Below are 16990 nucleotides of genomic sequence, written 5' to 3' on the forward strand. Positions count from 1 at the left end.
TATCCTAGAATGGATAAGAGTTCTTTTCTTTAGAATTAAAAAAGCAGAGATGTCCACACGTGGTCCCAGCAATTTGTAAATCTTCATCAAAGAAGACTAGCGATAGATAAATAGAGCGAAAGTCGGTGGCTTAGGCGCCCTGGATCGAACCACCGATGAATCGCTTTATATCTATGTGGTAACTTTGCGCTTTTCTAACTGTTCACTAAAATCATTCTACGTTATAATGGTATAAATGGATTGACTAGGGGTGATAGAACTTGTGAAACACAATAAACAATACCAGTCCTTAAAAATCGACTCTGATACCACAAACATTCTTATTGAAGGACCTGTATCGTCTGAAAAACTTTCACGATTAACCATGCACGAGGCATTAACTGCTTTTCGGCCTCCATATGAGCAACTAGAAGCATTGAAGGAAATAGCTGATTTACCAGAAGGCAGAATCTTGATAGCAACAGTAAATCAAGAAATTATTGGCTATGTAACATATCTCCACCCTGATCCAATTGAAAGGTGGTCGAAATATCCCAAAGATAATATGTTAGAATTGGGAGCTATTGAAATAGCACCACAATATCGAGGTAATAAGCTAGGTTCACGTTTAATTGAAACTTCTATGATAGATGAAAATATGGAAAATTATATTATTATTTCTACCGAGTACTATTGGCATTGGGATTTAAATTATTCAGAATTAAGTGTGTGGGACTATCGAAAAATCATGGAAAAAATGATGAAAGCAGGTAGTCTGTATCCTGCACCTACAAATGAACCCGAGATAATGGCTCATCCTGCCAATTGTTTAATGGTTCGAATTGGAAAAAATGTCTCCAAAGAAGACCAAGAAAAATTTAAAAAACTAAGATTTCTTACTTAAGGAGTGGGCAAATGTTAGTACAAGATATTATGAAAACTGAAGTAGTTACCTTATCACCCGATGCATCAGTTTCAGACGCCTTACAACTATTACAAAAGCACAGTATCCGTCATATACCTGTTATCAATCAAGATATGCATGTCGTAGGCATTGTTTCGGACCGTGACGTACGTGATGCCAGCCCGTCGATCTTAGATGATGAAATAAACAAACAAGTATTATCGAGACCCATTCACGCTATAATGACTACGCCTGTTATTACTACTCATCCATATGAATTCTTTGAAGAAGTCGCTACTATTTTCTATCAAAAAGAATTTGCATGCTTACCTGTAGTTAAAAACCATCAGCTAGTAGGAATGATTACAGAAAAAGATATGTTGTATGCTTTTATACAATTAACTGGTACTCATTCACCTAGCACACAGCTTGAAATTAAAGTTCCGGATCGAATAGGCGTTTTATCAGATGTGTGTCAATACTTCACTAAAAGATATATTAAAATTGTATCCGTTTACATCTATCCGGATAATACTAATCCAGATTATAAAGTGCTTGTTTTTCGTATCCAAACAATGAATCCCATGCCGGTTGTTAAAGATTTTCAGCAATCTGAATATCAAATACTCTACCCATACAGGGAGGACCAAGATGAAATCTGAGAACACCGCTTTTATTTACACCGATGATTTCCTGGATTATTCCTTCCATGAAGAACACCCTTTTAATCAAAAAAGGCTACTGTTAACGAAAGAGTTATTAGAAATAAGCAAGGGATTAACAAAAGAACAAATCGTTCAACCGGCACAACTAGATGAAGGGATCTTATATTCTATTCATGACAAGGACTATATTCAGACTGTAAAGAAGGCGAGTATAAATCATCCTGCTTCCTATGAAAGTTATGGGATAGGAACACATGATACGCCTAGTTTTCCAGGAATGTTCGATGCATCACTTATTTCAGTAAGCGGATCAGTAGAAGCATGTGAACAAGTAATGGCAGGTAATGTAACCCATGCACTAAATCTTGGTGGTGGACTTCATCATGGATTTCCAAACCGTGCATCCGGATTCTGTATCTTTAATGATATAGCTATTGCTATTCAACATTTAAGAAAACGAGATGATGTAAAAGTTTTATATATCGATACAGACGCACATCACGGGGATGGAGTACAGCACTGCTTCTATGATGATCCGAATGTCTGTACGGTATCGTTTCATGAAACTGGTCGATATTTATATCCTGGGACAGGGAAAACAAGTGAACGCGGTATAAAAGAAGGGTTTGGTTATTCTTTTAACTTTCCATTGGATGCTTTTACAGAAGATGATTCATTTCTCGAGGTATTTCATTCATCTATTGAAAAAATTGCCGAGTACTTTCAACCAGATATTATTGTCAGTCAACATGGAGTCGATTCCCATTATCTAGATCCGCTTACCCACTTACATGGTACTCTGCACCTGTTTGAAGAAATACCTAAAATCATCCATCAACTCGCCCATCAATTTTGCCATGGGAAATGGGTGGCGTTAGGCGGGGGTGGCTATGATATTTGGAGAGTTGTACCAAGAGCTTGGTCACAATTATGGCAGGTAATGAATACAAACGAAACATTTCAAGGAAGGATACCACAAAGTTGGCTAGATAAATGGCAGAAAGATTCCCCAGTCCTTTTGTCTAATACATGGCACGATAGTTTACAAGATTATCGGGAAATTCCTAGACGTAAAGAGATCGAAGAAAATAACCGACGGATGTATCAACAAGTACTGAAATTCATAAATAACAAGAAAGGTAGAAAGTATGATTGAGTAGGTATACACATGCTGTAGGAGACTTGTTTAATGATAAAAATTGTAGATTCGATAATATCAACAAATCTTGGTTTATCGGCGCTAGATTTGTTGTTTATCTTCGTTTATACAACAAAACTATTGGAATGTTACTTGGATTTGTTGTTTATACCATTACATAATTTTTAGCACTTCCATAATTTATCCATGTTTTTTGCACAAATTAAGAAAAGCGTAGAGCGCCCGTTTAGGAACGTAGCGACTGGAGCGAATCAACTGAGATAAAGGAATCACGGTGAGCTTGCGAACCGATGATGACTTATCGTAGGGCGATTCGTGAAGTCGCCTAGTTTTTGGGCGCTTGGAGCTAGACATCCGCGCAAATTTTATACTTTCTTGTCTTTTAAAAAGGATGACCCTGTCGTCATCCTTAAGATTCTTCGGTAGAATCAAGTATTACTATTTCTACTCTTCGATTGGCGCTCCATCCTTCAGCATTATCATTTGATGCTACTGGCCTTGTATCTCCAAATCCAGCTGCAATAAATCGAGATTCATTAAAATCATTTGAATCTATGAGAAATCGAATAACACTGCTTGCTCGAGCACCTGATAACTCCCAATTAGAAGGATATCGATAGCTTGAAATGGGACGATTATCTGTATGTCCCTCGACCCTTACTTCATTTGGAATATTCGTCAGTAATGTACTAACTTTATTTAAAAAAGGCTTAGCTGGTTCAAGAACTTCTGCCTCCCCTGATTGGAATAGAACACTTTCCTGTAAAACCAATACAATACCTTGATCGGTTCGCGTAGCCGAAATAACTTGATTTAAATCATTTTCATTTAAATAGGCCTCTACTTCTGCTAACAACTCATCCAACTCATCTTGATCTGGTGTACCTTCCACTGTATTCAGTTCCGGTTCAGGCTGTTCTTGTCCTTCTTGAGCTTCACCAGGAGTGGTATCTTCCGATTTATCATCATTTTCTTCTTCTTTTAGTACTTCTACATTTTCGGTGGGAAATTGTTCTTCAATAATAGATGGCATGGCTTCAAATATGGTTTCACTTCTAAATGCGTCCGCAATCGCTCTAAACTTTTCTGCATCAATTTGTGACATGGAAAATAATAAAACAAAAAATACTAAAATTAAAGTAACCATATCCGAATATGTAACCATCCATTTTGGTGCGCCTTTTTTCTCTGGACGTTTGTTCCTACGCTTCATTAAAGGATTCCTCCGTCAAATTCTCCTCTTCCGTTTCTACTTTCTTATTCTTCTCTTTATTCGATAAAAATGCGCTTAGTTTCTCTTTTAAAATTCTAGGGTTTTGTCCAGATTGCACACCAATTACACCTTCTATAATAACTTGTTTCATAAATACTTCTTCATTTGTTTTCGTTTCTAATTTACCAGCCATCGGTGTAAATACTAAGTTTGCTAATACTGATCCATAAAAAGTTGTCAGTAATGCCACTGCCATACTGGGTCCAAGAGTAGTTGGATCCTCCAAATTCTGCAACATGAGGATTAAACCTATTAAAGTACCGATCATTCCCCAGGAAGGAGCATATTCGCCAGCTTTTTCAATTATTAAGCGGCCACGGTAATGACGATCTTCCATTGCATCAATTTCTGCATTCATAATATCATTAATTACTTCAGGTTCAATTCCGTCAATGGCTAACAATACACCTTTTCTAATATATGGGTCATTAACTTCTTCTAATTCGTTCTCAAGAGCTAATAGACCTTCCCGTCTAGCTCGTTCAGATAATCGCTCAAATAATTCGATGAGTTCAGCTAAATCATGTTCATTTCGCTTAAATACTTCCTGTATAACGTGCTTTGTCGTTTTAATTTGTTCAATATTAAAATTAACTAGTAGTGCCGCTAATAGCCCACCGAGTACGATTAAGACTGAGGATCCTTGTACAAAACCAACAAATCCTCCCATACCACCACTACTAACAATCCCAAACATAATCATTATAAAACCAACGGTAATACCGATTGGAGTCAACAAATCTCTTTTGTTCATAGTATTCTCTCCCCAGTAAAAAGCTCTAAAAATTAATAATGCCAGAGTGTAATGAAACCACCCTAGCATTATTATCGGCATTTATTTTATTTTGTTGAGTTTCTTTTAACAATTTGGTGTGGCAATACAACATTTTGTTCTTCTACATTTTCTTTGTTCATAAATTTAGTCAATAAACGCATCGCAACGGCACCAATGTCATACATAGGTTGTACAACTGTTGACAGTGTTGGTCGTACCATGGTTGCTAATCTTGTATTATCAAAACCAACTACTTCAACGTCCTCTGGTACATTGATTCCATTATCTTGTAGACCATGTATTACACCTAATGCCATTTCGTCCGTTGCAACGAAAATCGCTTTTGGATAATCTTTAATGTTGATGATTTGGTTAGCAGCCTCAATCCCTGATTCATAAGAAAAGTCTGCCGCTATAATGTATTCTTCATTTACTTCTTTATTTGATTCTTTGATTGCTTTTACATAACCTGCATATTTCTTTTCATTGACAGCAGATTCTTCTTCTCCACTTACATAAATGGGATGTTTCGTTCCATTTTCAATGAGAAGAGAAGTTGCTTCATATGCCGCTTGTTCATAATCGATATTAACTGATGGAATTGTTTCGCTCGAATCAATGGTAGCAGCTAAAGCTACAGGTACAGGTGAGGTTTTTAATTGTTGTACATGCTCTTCACTAATAGTAGCACCCATATAGACTAAGCCATCTACTTGTTTTTCAAACATGGTATTAATCAATCGTAACTCTTTATCTTTATTTTGGTCAGAGTTACTCAAAATAATATTATATTTATACATAGTAGCAATATCATCGATACCTCTTGCTAATTCTGAAAAGAAAATGCTTGAAATATCTGGGATAATAACCCCTACTGTCGTTGTTTTTTTACTTGCCAGACCTCGTGCAACTGCATTTGGACGGTAGCCTAGCCTTTCAATTGTATTTAGTACTTTCTTTCTTGTTGCTGGCTTCACGTTCGGGTTTCCGTTCACAACACGTGACACTGTAGCCATGGAGACGTTAGCTTCTCTTGCTACGTCATAAATTGTTATATTCATTATTATAACCTCCAATTTTCTAATTAACGGTATATTTCTCTCATCATACGCTACAAAGAGTATTTCTGCAAAAAATAAACGATATCTACATTATATATGTATATCATTCATATTATAACAAATTTTGCACAAAAATTAACATCAAAACAATCATTTTATGAAAATTTTTCATTTTTGCACATGAAATCTGCTTAAAATCCTTTTTAAGATACCAAATAGCCCATAAACAACCATGAAACTTCACTTGATTATGTATCTTACACATAAAAGCACTAGTGCAACATCTACTCTAACAAAGACCGCATTCGTAATTATACTATCTGAAAATAAAATAAAAAACTCCTGTTAAAAACAGGAGTTTTTTGGTTATTTGCTTAATAACTCATTCATAAAGTTATGGAATGTTGGGATGTCCATTTGTTGTGCTGCGTCAGATAGTGCTACTGCTGGATCTGGGTGCACTTCTGCCATGACACCATCTGCGCCGATTGCTAACGCTGCTTTGGCAGCAGGTAATAATAAATCTCTTCTACCAGTCGAGTGCGTTACGTCTACCATAACCGGTAAGTGTGTTTCTTGTTTTAAAATCGGAACAGCTGTTATATCTAACGTGTTACGTGTGGCTTTTTCGTATGTTCGAATACCACGTTCACACAGAATAATCTGACCATTCCCTTTCGAATTAATATATTCTGCAGCATTGATAAAATCAGAGATTGTAGCAGACATACCACGTTTTAAAAGAACTGGTTTATTCGTTTCTCCAGCAGCTTTTAATAGTTCAAAGTTTTGCATATTTCGCGCACCAATTTGAATCACATCAATATAATTAACTGCTTCTTCAATGTGTGCAGGATTTACAATTTCACTAACAACCGCTAATCCATGCTCATCTGAGACCTTTTTCAAAATTTCAAGACCTTCAAAACCTAAACCTTGGAAATCATATGGCGACGTTCTTGGTTTAAAAGCACCACCACGAATTAATTTCAGGCCTTCTTTTTTAATAGCAGAAGCAACTTCAGAAACTTGCTCATAGCTTTCCACTGCACATGGACCAAAAATAAAGTGTTGATTACCATCACCAAACTTGTCCCCATTTATATCAATTACAGTATCTTCAGGTTTTTTCTTACGAGATACTAGCAATGCTTTACTATGGTCATCTTCTTGTAATTCAAGTCCAGCCTTGAAAATTTCTTTGAATAAGTGAACAATCGTAGAATTTTCAAATGGACCATTATTATGTTTTGTAATTAAATTTAACATATCGCGTTCACGAACTGGATCATAACTACGATTAGCACCTTGTTTTTCTTTTACCTGACCAGTTTCTTTCACCAATTCGGCACGTTTATTAATTAACTCTAAGATCTCTAAGTTAACTTGGTCAAGCTTTTCACGAAGCTGATCCAATTGTTCATTACTCATTATAAATCCCCCTACTCCTATTTTAAATTCCTGAAAAAATGTTATACTTTTTATAGAATTACGGATAATTATAGCTAAAATATGGCGACTTGTCACCAGTTAGAAGAAATATTTTATAGAATATTTATAATTTTTTCACAATAGGAAGGAAAAAGCAGTTATGAATGAGCAAATGTTCGCACTAGATATCGGTACTAGGTCAGTCGTAGGTCTGTTAATGGAAAAGCAAAATGATCAATATCATTTGATTGACTATCATATGGTAGAACATGATGAACGCTCCATGTTAGATGGCCAAATACATGATATAGTCTCTGTAGCAAAAGTGATACAGCAAGTAAAAATCCATTTAGAAGAAAAACATAATACAGTATTACAAAAAGTATGTGTAGCTGCTGCTGGACGTGCTTTAAAAACAAAACGGGTTCAAACTACAAAAGAAATTGCAAAACAACCATTAATGAACGTAGAAGATATTCTTTTCTTAGAATTAGAAGCAGTGCAAAAGGCGCAATATCAACTGGCAACAGGAGATGAAGATGCCAGTCACCATTATTATTGTGTTGGTTACTCTGTGATTCATTATTCGTTAGATGGGGAAGAAATTGGTTCATTAATTGACCAGCAAGGTGAAATAGCGGAAGTGGAAATTATCGCAACATTTCTACCAAAAGTGGTGGTAGAGTCGTTATTATCAGCCCTAAACCGTTCGGAATTGCAGTTAGAAGCCTTAACGTTAGAGCCAATTGCGGCAATTCATGTGTTGATTCCCCCTTCTATGAGACGGTTGAACGTTGCATTAGTAGATATTGGTGCAGGCACAAGTGATATCGCACTTACATCGGAAGGAACAGTCACTGCTTACGGTATGGTTCCAAGAGCAGGAGATGAAATAACGGAAGCAATTAGTGATCACTATTTATTAGATTTTAATGAGGCTGAAAATTTCAAAAAGGAGATCACTATACATAAAACAGCAGCAGTTTCTGATATTCTTGGTTTTGAACAAGAAGTTAGTTATGAAGAATTAATCGAACATATTTCACCTGCAGTAGACACACTCGCCAGCTCGATTTCAGAAGAAATAATTGGTTTGAATGGTAAGGCGCCTAAAGCCGTTATGTTAGTTGGTGGTGGCAGTCAAACGCCTGAATTAGCCAAAAGGCTTGCGATCAAACTAAAACTCCCGACTAACCGAGTAGCGATTAGAGGAGTTGATGCGATCCAATTGTTATCAAAAGATGAAGATTTACCAATTGGTCCTGAATTTATCACTCCGATCGGCATTGCCATTGCAGCCAAACAAAATCCCGTACATTATATAAGTGTTACGGTTAATGAACAAGTGATTCGTTTATTTGAAATGAAAGACTTAACAGTTGCAGATTGTCTGCTTGCGGCAGGAATTAACATCAAGAAACTATACGGAAAACCAGGAATGGCAGCAATGGTTGAATACAATGGTAAACCAGTCACTTTACCAGGGGCATTCGGAACCTCTCCAAAAATTTTATTAAATGATAACGAATCAAACGTTGATGATATCGTTCATAATGGAGATGTGTTAATTATTGAAAAAGGACAGGATGGCGCAGACGCAGAAATGAGTCTCGAAGAATTTATTGGGGAAACTTCAGCTATTACAGTCTATTACAATCAAAAAGCTTATCAAATGGAACCAAAGATTCTTGTAAACAATAAAAATGTTAAAACTAGCTATCTATTAAAAGATGGTGATAAAATTGAATACAACCAGAAAATTACTTTAAAAGACTTCTTACATCATTATCATATTTCTGAACAAGTGAACACACCTTATACGATCTGGATTGATGATAATCAAAAAGTATTAACAGATTATAGTAAAACATTGCTGCAAAATGGAAAACCAGCTAAAGTAGATAATCTTCTTAAAAATGGTGATAAACTAGAAACATATGCAGCGGATATCCCTACTTTAAAAGAACTACTGGATAAACTAGAAATTCGTTACCAGAATGAGATGACTATTACCTACAATAAAAAGCGTCTAACACTTTCAAATGAGCTAGTTAAAGTCTATCGCCGTGGAGAAATACTATCATTTGAAAATTTAATAGAGGATCAAGATAAACTGCAAATCATTGAACAAAGAGCAGACCCTTTTATTTTTCAGGATATCTTTCGTTTCATTTCACTTGACTTATCTCAAGCCAAGGGCAGAGTAGAATTAAAAAGAAACGGACAACCTGCAACATTCTTTGAAGAGTTGCAACCTAATGATACTATTGAAATAAATTTAGAGAGTCGCCTAATTTAAACAAGGCGACTCTCTTTTATAGACAATTATTTTCTAAGTTACTTTCTGTAATATTGGAGTGACTCGTATCCCATGCTGGTTTTCCATCCACTACTCTTATCACTTGTGGCGATTCATGCTTTATCTGATACATATCTTCTATGTAGTTAGACAGTTCCCTTGCATGCTGTACATTTAACCGAAAAAGTGGAATATTGGAGTTCTCACTAAAACTTTCATATTCGTGATTGGCAGCTGTACTGATCGGACAGGTTAAACTATTCTTCAGTAAAACAAATTCATTATTTTCCTCCATGATTTGCTGAAAATCCTCAATCGATTCGATATTTTTTATTTCCATTTGAACACTTCCTTACCGATTTTAAAATTTTTTCCAATGTTAAACCCGTTTCATTGATGACATAGAAACGGGTTTATATCTTGGTAGACTACTCTATAAGCCAGCCTTATAGTATATTATACATTTGTATTGTTTTCATCCTCTACAGCCTGTGCTGCTTCTTCAATAGCTTGTGCTACTTCTTCTGCAGCTTTTTCAGGATCTTCATCTTTAGCTATTTTTTCTTGAATCGTTGCTTTCGTTTCTTTCAATTTACTGGTCAGGTCTTGTGACTTCTCAGATACAGTGTTACCTAGTTGTTGAGACTGTTCTTTTGCATAGTCTCTCCATTCACCGCTCTTCTCATAAGCAACATCTTTCCATTCATTTGCGCGATCTTTTACATAGTGAGCTCCCTGGTTCAGATCACCTCGTAATTCTTTTCCTGATTTTGGAGCAAAAATTAATGCCAATGATGCCCCGACAATTCCACCAATTAATGAGCCTATTAAAAAGTCCTTGCTGTTAATGTTTTGGTTTTCTTCATTCTGATATTGGTTTTGATTCGTCATTTCTCATTCCTCCAATATAATTTTATTTATTTTTATTTTTTTTAAACAATTCCATTACTACTGTACTCCACTTAATTGCTTCTGCAGTTGTTTCTTTGTTTTCATCTGCAATACGATTTACAGATTGTGATACATTACGAATGGATTGAGTAAAATCCTTCACACTATCCCCAATATTTTTCACACCATCTACTAATGTATTTAGTTTTGTTGTTTTTTCATTGATATCTTCAGCTAATTTGTTAGTTTTATTTAACAAAGCCGTTGTCTCTACTGTAATACCCTCCATTTGTTTTTCTAAACCTTCCAGTGTGTCTGCCACATGTGACATAGTACGTCTTGTTTCTTTCAAAACTTTTACTAAGTAAATAACTAAAATGGCAAAAGCAACTGCTGCAATGATTGCGGCAAGGTATAAGAGAATTTCCATCCGAGCCTTCACTCCTTCTTTATGTATTACTAATTAACCTAATAATTATGGTATACCCTTTATTAGCTATTCTAAACAAGTTAATATTAAATTGCACGTAATAAGAAAAAAGAATTCATTAAAAAGTCAAGTATAAACACTTATATTATGTCCAATGAATGAATATAAAAAAAGAAGGAGTGCCCCCTTCTTTTTTACACAAAAAACGGTCGGATCCTTCTTATTTTAGGCTTTTTTCATATGCTTCTTGGTATTTCTGAATATCCCCTGCACCCATAAAGACTAATACACTGTTTTGGTGATTTTCTAAAAGACGAATATTATCTAATTCCAGTAATTCACTATGATTGATTAATTGTTTCAAATCATTAATCGATAAGTTTGCTTGAGATTCTCTTGCAGATCCGAAAATATCACATAAGTATACAGCATCCGCTTGTGATAAAGCTTCACTGAATTCATTCATAAAGGTTTTCGTTCTTGAATACGTATGAGGCTGAAATATCGCAACAATTTCCTTTTTAGGATATTTCTTTCGAGCTGCTTCTATCGTAGCCTCTACTTCTTTCGGATGATGAGCATAGTCATCAATTAAAACTTGATTATCGATTTGTTTTTCCGAAAATCTTCTTTTTACGCCTTTGAATGACACAATCTCTTTAATTTGAGACGCAGTAAAATCCTCATAATGACAAATGGTTATAACAGCTAATGCATTTAATATATTGTGGTTTCCATATGCGTTAATTTGAAATGTATCATAATAGTTATTACGAACAAACACATCAAATGTCGTACCATTTTCATCAACCTGAATATTTTTAGCACAAAAATCATTACTATCATTTAAGCCATAATAAAGAACAGGTACTTTTGCTTGGATTGCCTGCAAATATTCATCATCACCGCAAGCAACAATACCCTTCTTGACATTATCAGCCATTTGTTGAAAAGATTCAAATACATCCTCAATATCTTTAAAATAGTCAGGGTGGTCAAAATCAATATTTGTCATTATGGCATAATCTGGCTTATAGGCTAAGAAATGACGGCGGTATTCACATGCTTCAAATACATAATATTCACTGTCTTCTGATCCTTTTCCGGTACCGTCACCAATTAAATAGGAGATTGGACAAGATTTATCCAAGACATGAGCAAGTAATCCAGTCGTAGATGTTTTTCCATGCGCACCAGTAACTGCAATACTTGTATATCGATTAATCCATTCACCTAAAAACTCGTGATATCGATAGAATGGAAGACCTAGTTCTTTTGCTTTTTTGATTTCCTCATGATCTTCTTTAAATGCATTTCCAGCAATGATCGTTAAACCTTCTTTAATATTATCTTCAGAGAAAGGTAATATTGATATGTTTTTATCTTCTAAAACATCTTGTGTAAATATATATTTTTCAATGTCAGAACCCTGTACTTGTTCACCAGAGTCTGCCAGGATTTGTGCTAAGGCACTCATTCCTGTCCCTTTAATACCAATAAAATGGTAAGTTTTCATAAAAAAGAACCTCCAAAATCAATGATAAATTAACTCGTCTCATCATGATTGTTTTTCTAATCATTTTTAGAATTTATATACACAAGAAATTATCTTCTTATAAATCTTGGTTTGTGTCAAGTCTTGTAAGCAAATTTATTAATCTGTATGGTGTTTATGCCATTATATACTCAATCCATGTTGAATGTTCATCCCCTCATTTTGATCCGTTTCATAAACTTTCTGAAAAATGATGGTGAACTCACATTTTTAAAATTAATTTTCGTTAATGACATCATGACGAGATACTAGAATCTCTCGTTGTTTACTTCCATTCTGTCCAGAAATGATACCATTATCCTCCATCATATCGATTAACCTTGCTGCTCGATTATACCCTACCTTAAATCTACGTTGTAGTAAGGAAGCACTAGCCCCATTATAATCTAGAACAAATTCAACCGCTTGATGATAAAGTTCATCAGTCTCTTCACTGGAAGAAACTTGCTGTATCAGTTGCTCTTGCTCAAATAAATAGTTCGGACTGGCTATCTGCTTGACATAATTAGTAATACGCTCTATTTCATCATCAGATACAAAGGCACCTTGTATCCTCTTTGTTTCACCAGATCCATTCTCGACAAACAGCATATCGCCTTTTCCTAGTAATTTTTCTGCTCCATTTGTATCTAAGATAGTTCTGGAATCAACTTGAGACGATACACTAAAGGCAACTCTAGTAGGTATATTAGCTTTTATTAATCCTGTTATAACGTCTACAGATGGTCTCTGTGTAGCTATTAACAAGTGAATACCGCATGCTCTTGCTTTTTGTGCAATTCGACAAATTGCATCCTCTACATCTTGCGGAGAGGTCATCATTAAGTCTGCCAACTCATCAATGACAATGACAATGTATGGCATATGATCTTCCGAACGATTTTGTTGTTTCATTTTCTCATTAAAGCGATTAATATCCCGCGCTCCTTCTTCAACAAACTTCTGATACCTGTCCTCCATTTCCTGAACAGCCCATTTTAAAGAAGAGGTGGCCGCCTTTACGTCGGTAATGACAGGTGCTACCAAATGCGGAATATCATTATAAGGCGTTAATTCGACCATTTTGGGATCAATTAAAAGAAACTTCACTTCTTCGTGGTTCGCTTTATATAACAAACTAATTAAAATCGTATTGATACAAACACTTTTTCCAGAGCCAGTTGCACCAGCAATAAGCCCATGTGGCATTTTCTTTAAATCTGTCACTACAGAATGACCTTCAATATCGGAACCAAGGCCAACGGTAAGTGGTGATGGACTGTCTTGAAAAGTGTTACTTTCTAACATCTTTTGCAGAAAAACAGGCTCCGGGTTCAAGTTAGGTACTTCAATTCCAATAGTGTTTTTCCCCGGAATCGGTGCTTCAATCCGAATATCTTTTGCCGCTAAATTTAACTTGATATCATCACTTAAATTCTTAATTTTACTCACTTTCACACCTGGTTCTGGTTGAATTTCAAAACGAGTCACAGACGGGCCCTGTGTCTTATCAACGACCTTTGCTTTTATATTAAAGTAACGTAAAGTTGTTTGTAACTTTTCTGCTTGTTCATTTATCCAACCATCATGACTTTGCTCGGTTTGTTCTACATCATTGAGCAAGTGGAGAGGCACGGATTTTTGTATGTGAACATGATCTGAAGTCGAGAGACGATTTTCACGCTTATGTTGCGTTGGATTTTTCCCTTGTTTATAATGTTTCCATTTATCCCGTGGTGTCATCATCACATTCAATGGCTTTACGTTAGCTTTTCGATCGCCTTTATCTTTCTTCCTGGTTTCCATTACTTTTGATATTTCTACTGTTTTACCAGGTTTATTTTCTTTTTCATACGTTGGTTTCTCTTCCGTAATAGGTGGAGAGACAGGTGTAATTGAAGGTGATTCATTTTCTGCGATCTGTTCATCCTCCATCACTTCATCTGCTGAATTTTCATCTTGATTTTCCACTGTCGCTTCCACGGAGTTATCCAATGACTCCTCTTCTTCTATTACCAGCTTAGAACGGTTTCGAAAGCCATGTACTGGTGATGGCACTTCCTGTGCTCTAAAAGGCTCTTGTTTACTTTGATGTTCCCTTTGTTCTTCCTCCTGGTGTTGCTTACTTGTTGAACGATTTTCTTTATGTACGGTTTTTCTTTTAATAACCATGTCGGTTTGATTACTTTTCGGATATCTATATGCCATTTTCGTTTCTATCGATTTATGTTGTAACGGTTTTTTTTCATTCGTTAATTCTGACTCGTTCTCTTCAAATAAGTGTTCCCATCTTTTTTTAATATTTTTCCACATCGTACGTTCACGCTCTCTTCCTAATTTATGTACGATTTTACAATCGAGAACTCTTTCCCTATTTTATCATGAAAAGGCTCCTTGTAATAGCTATATTTTTTGAAAAATTACGTTTGAACGTGTAAAGAACCCTTGTCCGAAGACAAAGGTTCTAAAATTGAAACTCAGTACCTACTTCTTTATCAGCTGGTAAAACATAAATTCCTTTTTCTTTTGGTGCGTTTGGCAGACCTAATTCTTTCTGTGAACAAATCATTCCATAAGAGTCTACATCTCTTAGTTTCGTCGGTTTAATTTCCAACCCGCTTGGCATAATTGCACCTACTTTTGCAACGACAACTTTCTGTCCCTGGTCTACATTTGGTGCACCACAGACAATTTGTAATTGATCATTGCCGACATCAACCTGACAGACGCGTAATTTGTCCGCATTCTCATGTGGTTGGATCTCACTTACATAACCTACAACAAATTTAGGCGATAAATCTAAATCTAATGGTTCTTTCAGGTTATTTTGTTCAAAGGCTTTTTTCATTTCTGCAAAAAGTTCTTCTGTTACTTTAATTTTTCCGTCTGACAAATCAGTGAAGTAGTTAGATGCACGGAAAACATTGTATCCTACAACCTCATTTGTTTTTTCATCGATAATCCTCACAACATCTCCAAATGATTCAAATGTTACTTTTTCACTATTTTTAACGGGAAAAAGTAGTACATCTCCAACACCTTTTTGATTATAGTAAACAAACATCTCTTCTTAATCCTCTCTTATTCTTTTGGTTTATTTTTAGCTAAGATGAATACTGGTTCTAAATGCTTATCTTCATATATGAACGGTAGTGATGTAATCGGCACTCGTCCTTCAGCAAAAAACTTCATCGTCATCTGTGCAATGATATCATACCCTGTTTCATTTTTGATATCTGCTACAATCAATACGTCTTGATGAGGGACAGCTACAACTACTTCACCTAGTGCATTTGCTTTCATTTCTTCTAAGAAGGCCTCATTTAATATACGACTGGCATCATATCCGTCTTGTGTCGCTATGAAATAGAAATCATTGTCTGCAACTGTATCTTTTTTTGGTGAAACAGATAAAGAACGAATATTAAACAAAGATATCTCCTTTAATCTTTCAAATGACCAGCCTTGTTCTTCCAACATCTTTTCATCGATAAGTTGGTAAGTCGTCCCTAAATCTAACGCATAATAGATATTCGTCTCTGCCGTATGCTCAGAATAGACTAAAGGTGTACCTGCCTTTGTTTTCTTCGGAAAAGATGTCGCACGTATAACAGGATAGATTTGCTTTTCCTGTCCTTCTAATTGATGTTCTTCATGCATCATTTTTAAAGACTCACTCACATGGAATTGTAATTCCTCCAGTGCTACGTCTCCTCTTCGTTCATATTTTGCAATCACATTAGGAATATTTATCGAAACACCCTGTTTGTTGTCCTTCCATTCTACACGATAAACGTCTTTATCTCGATTAAATGAGACACGCCAATCATCATTTTCAAATAATTCGTCTAGTTTTCTTTTCATTTTAATTGAAGTCATTTTCATTATCTTCATCCTCCTTTTCGGAAGAAAACACTACAGGGTATTGTAACACTTTTTAATGGAAATGGAAAATAACCAATCTGGGATGAAGAAAAACCGGGCAAAACGCCCAGTCCTTATCACTAAATGCTAAGTTGATCAGCGATAACTTTAGTAGCCATTATGACATATATAGACCGTATGACCACCACTCCGGCTGCCCACTTCCCTTTCCTTGGGGTTTGTCCTTCAGCTAACTTTTTCGAGCAAAAATCGCTCGAAAAAGTGGATCTTCAGGTCAAACGATTCCCACAGGAGTTGAAGTGGGCGGCCTTCGCTTTATGCATGCGCTACAACATTTGTCAGACCTGGCAACTTGGGTTATTATCCCTGTGAAAGTGCAAGGTATGGCATGAGAAATCGCTAATAATGGTTATAAAACCAATATTCTTTTTCTGTTATCCGTTGTAGAAACAGGTATAGCGAAGGCCGACCGTTTCGACTCCTAAGGGATTAGCATGATCTGAAGATCCACTTTTGCAGGAAGAGTACTCTTCCTGCAAAAGTTAGCTGAAGAGCATGCCCCTTGGAAAGCGAAACGGTCAGCCGTAGCGGTTGGCTTGCACAAGCTATCTTTCAAAATGACAACTCCATCTGAATAGACATTTAATCCCTTATTTGATCATTTTGGCGTAAATGATCTCTATTTTTGGTAAATAGCGGAATAG

Annotated in this window: 15 protein-coding genes; 4 read left to right on the forward strand and 11 right to left on the reverse strand. The window is 35.8% G+C overall.

The window, feature by feature from the left end:
• Positions 1 to 262 precede the first annotated feature (262 nt).
• From GI584_RS15375 to GI584_RS15385, 3 genes are read left to right on the forward strand one after another with little or no spacing between them, the layout of a single operon-like run.
• Complete coding sequence (locus GI584_RS15375; RefSeq protein WP_153791754.1) at positions 263 to 883, forward strand: GNAT family N-acetyltransferase; 621 nt, start codon at positions 263 to 265, stop codon at positions 881 to 883.
• 11 nt (positions 884 to 894) lie between these two features.
• Positions 895 to 1545, forward strand: a complete 651-nt coding sequence (locus GI584_RS15380; protein WP_153791755.1) for a CBS and ACT domain-containing protein — start codon at positions 895 to 897, stop codon at positions 1543 to 1545.
• Positions 1535 to 2704: an acetoin utilization protein AcuC gene (locus GI584_RS15385; RefSeq protein ID WP_153791756.1), complete on the forward strand. Its 1170-nt coding sequence runs from the start codon at positions 1535 to 1537 to the stop codon at positions 2702 to 2704. The genes GI584_RS15380 and GI584_RS15385 overlap by 11 nt, the downstream gene beginning before the upstream one ends.
• Before the next feature lie 412 nt (positions 2705 to 3116).
• Here GI584_RS15385 and motS read toward each other — a convergent pair whose 3' ends face one another.
• From motS to GI584_RS15405, 4 genes are all read right to left on the reverse strand, one after another.
• Positions 3117 to 3920, reverse strand: a complete 804-nt coding sequence (gene motS, locus GI584_RS15390; protein ID WP_100359888.1) for a flagellar motor protein MotS — start codon at positions 3918 to 3920, stop codon at positions 3117 to 3119.
• A complete protein-coding gene (motP, locus tag GI584_RS15395) occupies positions 3910 to 4734 on the reverse strand; it encodes a flagellar motor protein MotP (protein ID WP_100359887.1) in 825 nt (274 codons plus the stop codon). Before motP ends, motS begins: the two co-directional genes overlap by 11 nt.
• 86 nt (positions 4735 to 4820) lie before the next feature.
• The gene (gene ccpA / locus GI584_RS15400; protein ID WP_100359886.1) at positions 4821 to 5816 is read right to left on the reverse strand and encodes a catabolite control protein A; all 996 of its coding nucleotides are present in this window, start codon (positions 5814 to 5816) and stop codon (positions 4821 to 4823) included.
• 366 nt (positions 5817 to 6182) lie between these two features.
• Entirely contained in the window at positions 6183 to 7247 is a 1065-nt protein-coding gene (locus tag GI584_RS15405) for a bifunctional 3-deoxy-7-phosphoheptulonate synthase/chorismate mutase (RefSeq protein WP_100359885.1), read from the reverse strand.
• A 160-nt stretch (positions 7248 to 7407) separates the two neighbouring features.
• Here GI584_RS15405 and pilM point away from each other — a divergent pair, with 160 nt between their 5' ends.
• Positions 7408 to 9546, forward strand: a complete 2139-nt coding sequence (gene pilM, locus GI584_RS15410; RefSeq protein ID WP_153791757.1) for a cell division protein FtsA — start codon at positions 7408 to 7410, stop codon at positions 9544 to 9546.
• Between the two features lie 16 nt (positions 9547 to 9562).
• Here pilM and ytxJ read toward each other — a convergent pair whose 3' ends face one another.
• From ytxJ to GI584_RS15445, 7 genes are all read right to left on the reverse strand, one after another.
• On the reverse strand, positions 9563 to 9886 hold the full coding sequence (ytxJ, locus tag GI584_RS15415) for a bacillithiol system redox-active protein YtxJ (RefSeq protein WP_153791758.1): 324 nt from the start codon (positions 9884 to 9886) through the stop codon (positions 9563 to 9565).
• Positions 9887 to 10002: 116 nt separating this feature from the next.
• Positions 10003 to 10437, reverse strand: a complete 435-nt coding sequence (locus GI584_RS15420; protein WP_153791759.1) for a YtxH domain-containing protein — start codon at positions 10435 to 10437, stop codon at positions 10003 to 10005.
• 22 nt (positions 10438 to 10459) lie between these two features.
• Positions 10460 to 10867 carry a DUF948 domain-containing protein gene (locus GI584_RS15425; RefSeq protein WP_100359881.1) on the reverse strand — a complete coding sequence of 136 codons (408 nt, stop codon included), beginning with the start codon at positions 10865 to 10867 and terminating at the stop codon, positions 10460 to 10462.
• A gap of 220 nt (positions 10868 to 11087) precedes the next feature.
• Positions 11088 to 12383, reverse strand: coding sequence for a UDP-N-acetylmuramate--L-alanine ligase (murC, locus tag GI584_RS15430; protein WP_153791760.1), 1296 nt, complete (start codon positions 12381 to 12383; stop codon positions 11088 to 11090).
• Between the two features lie 255 nt (positions 12384 to 12638).
• Positions 12639 to 14714 carry a DNA translocase FtsK gene (locus GI584_RS15435; protein ID WP_153791761.1) on the reverse strand — a complete coding sequence of 692 codons (2076 nt, stop codon included), beginning with the start codon at positions 14712 to 14714 and terminating at the stop codon, positions 12639 to 12641.
• A 151-nt stretch (positions 14715 to 14865) separates the two neighbouring features.
• Positions 14866 to 15465 (reverse strand): YtpR family tRNA-binding protein, encoded by a 600-nt coding sequence (gene ytpR / locus GI584_RS15440; RefSeq protein WP_153791762.1) that lies wholly within the window; start codon positions 15463 to 15465, stop codon positions 14866 to 14868.
• Positions 15466 to 15482: 17 nt separating this feature from the next.
• Positions 15483 to 16286 (reverse strand): DUF1444 domain-containing protein, encoded by an 804-nt coding sequence (locus GI584_RS15445; RefSeq protein WP_153791763.1) that lies wholly within the window; start codon positions 16284 to 16286, stop codon positions 15483 to 15485.
• Positions 16287 to 16990: the final 704 nt, after the last annotated feature.

Source organism: Gracilibacillus salitolerans (assembly GCF_009650095.1).
Lineage (GTDB): Bacteria > Bacillota > Bacilli > Bacillales > Amphibacillaceae > Gracilibacillus > Gracilibacillus salitolerans.

Coding starts and splice junctions, on each gene's coding strand:
- GI584_RS15435 (WP_153791761.1), bottom strand. CDS start 14,714: ATGTGGAAAAATATTAAAAAAAGATGGGAACACTTATTTGAAGAGAAC.
- ytxJ (WP_153791758.1), bottom strand. CDS start 9,886: ATGGAAATAAAAAATATCGAATCGATTGAGGATTTTCAGCAAATCATG.
- motS (WP_100359888.1), bottom strand. CDS start 3,920: ATGAAGCGTAGGAACAAACGTCCAGAGAAAAAAGGCGCACCAAAATGG.
- GI584_RS15405 (WP_100359885.1), bottom strand. CDS start 7,247: ATGAGTAATGAACAATTGGATCAGCTTCGTGAAAAGCTTGACCAAGTT.
- motP (WP_100359887.1), bottom strand. CDS start 4,734: ATGAACAAAAGAGATTTGTTGACTCCAATCGGTATTACCGTTGGTTTT.
- GI584_RS15380 (WP_153791755.1), top strand. CDS start 895: ATGTTAGTACAAGATATTATGAAAACTGAAGTAGTTACCTTATCACCC.
- GI584_RS15385 (WP_153791756.1), top strand. CDS start 1,535: ATGAAATCTGAGAACACCGCTTTTATTTACACCGATGATTTCCTGGAT.
- murC (WP_153791760.1), bottom strand. CDS start 12,383: ATGAAAACTTACCATTTTATTGGTATTAAAGGGACAGGAATGAGTGCC.
- ccpA (WP_100359886.1), bottom strand. CDS start 5,816: ATGAATATAACAATTTATGACGTAGCAAGAGAAGCTAACGTCTCCATG.
- pilM (WP_153791757.1), top strand. CDS start 7,408: ATGAATGAGCAAATGTTCGCACTAGATATCGGTACTAGGTCAGTCGTA.
- GI584_RS15420 (WP_153791759.1), bottom strand. CDS start 10,437: ATGACGAATCAAAACCAATATCAGAATGAAGAAAACCAAAACATTAAC.
- ytpR (WP_153791762.1), bottom strand. CDS start 15,465: ATGTTTGTTTACTATAATCAAAAAGGTGTTGGAGATGTACTACTTTTT.
- GI584_RS15445 (WP_153791763.1), bottom strand. CDS start 16,286: ATGAAAATGACTTCAATTAAAATGAAAAGAAAACTAGACGAATTATTT.
- GI584_RS15425 (WP_100359881.1), bottom strand. CDS start 10,867: ATGGAAATTCTCTTATACCTTGCCGCAATCATTGCAGCAGTTGCTTTT.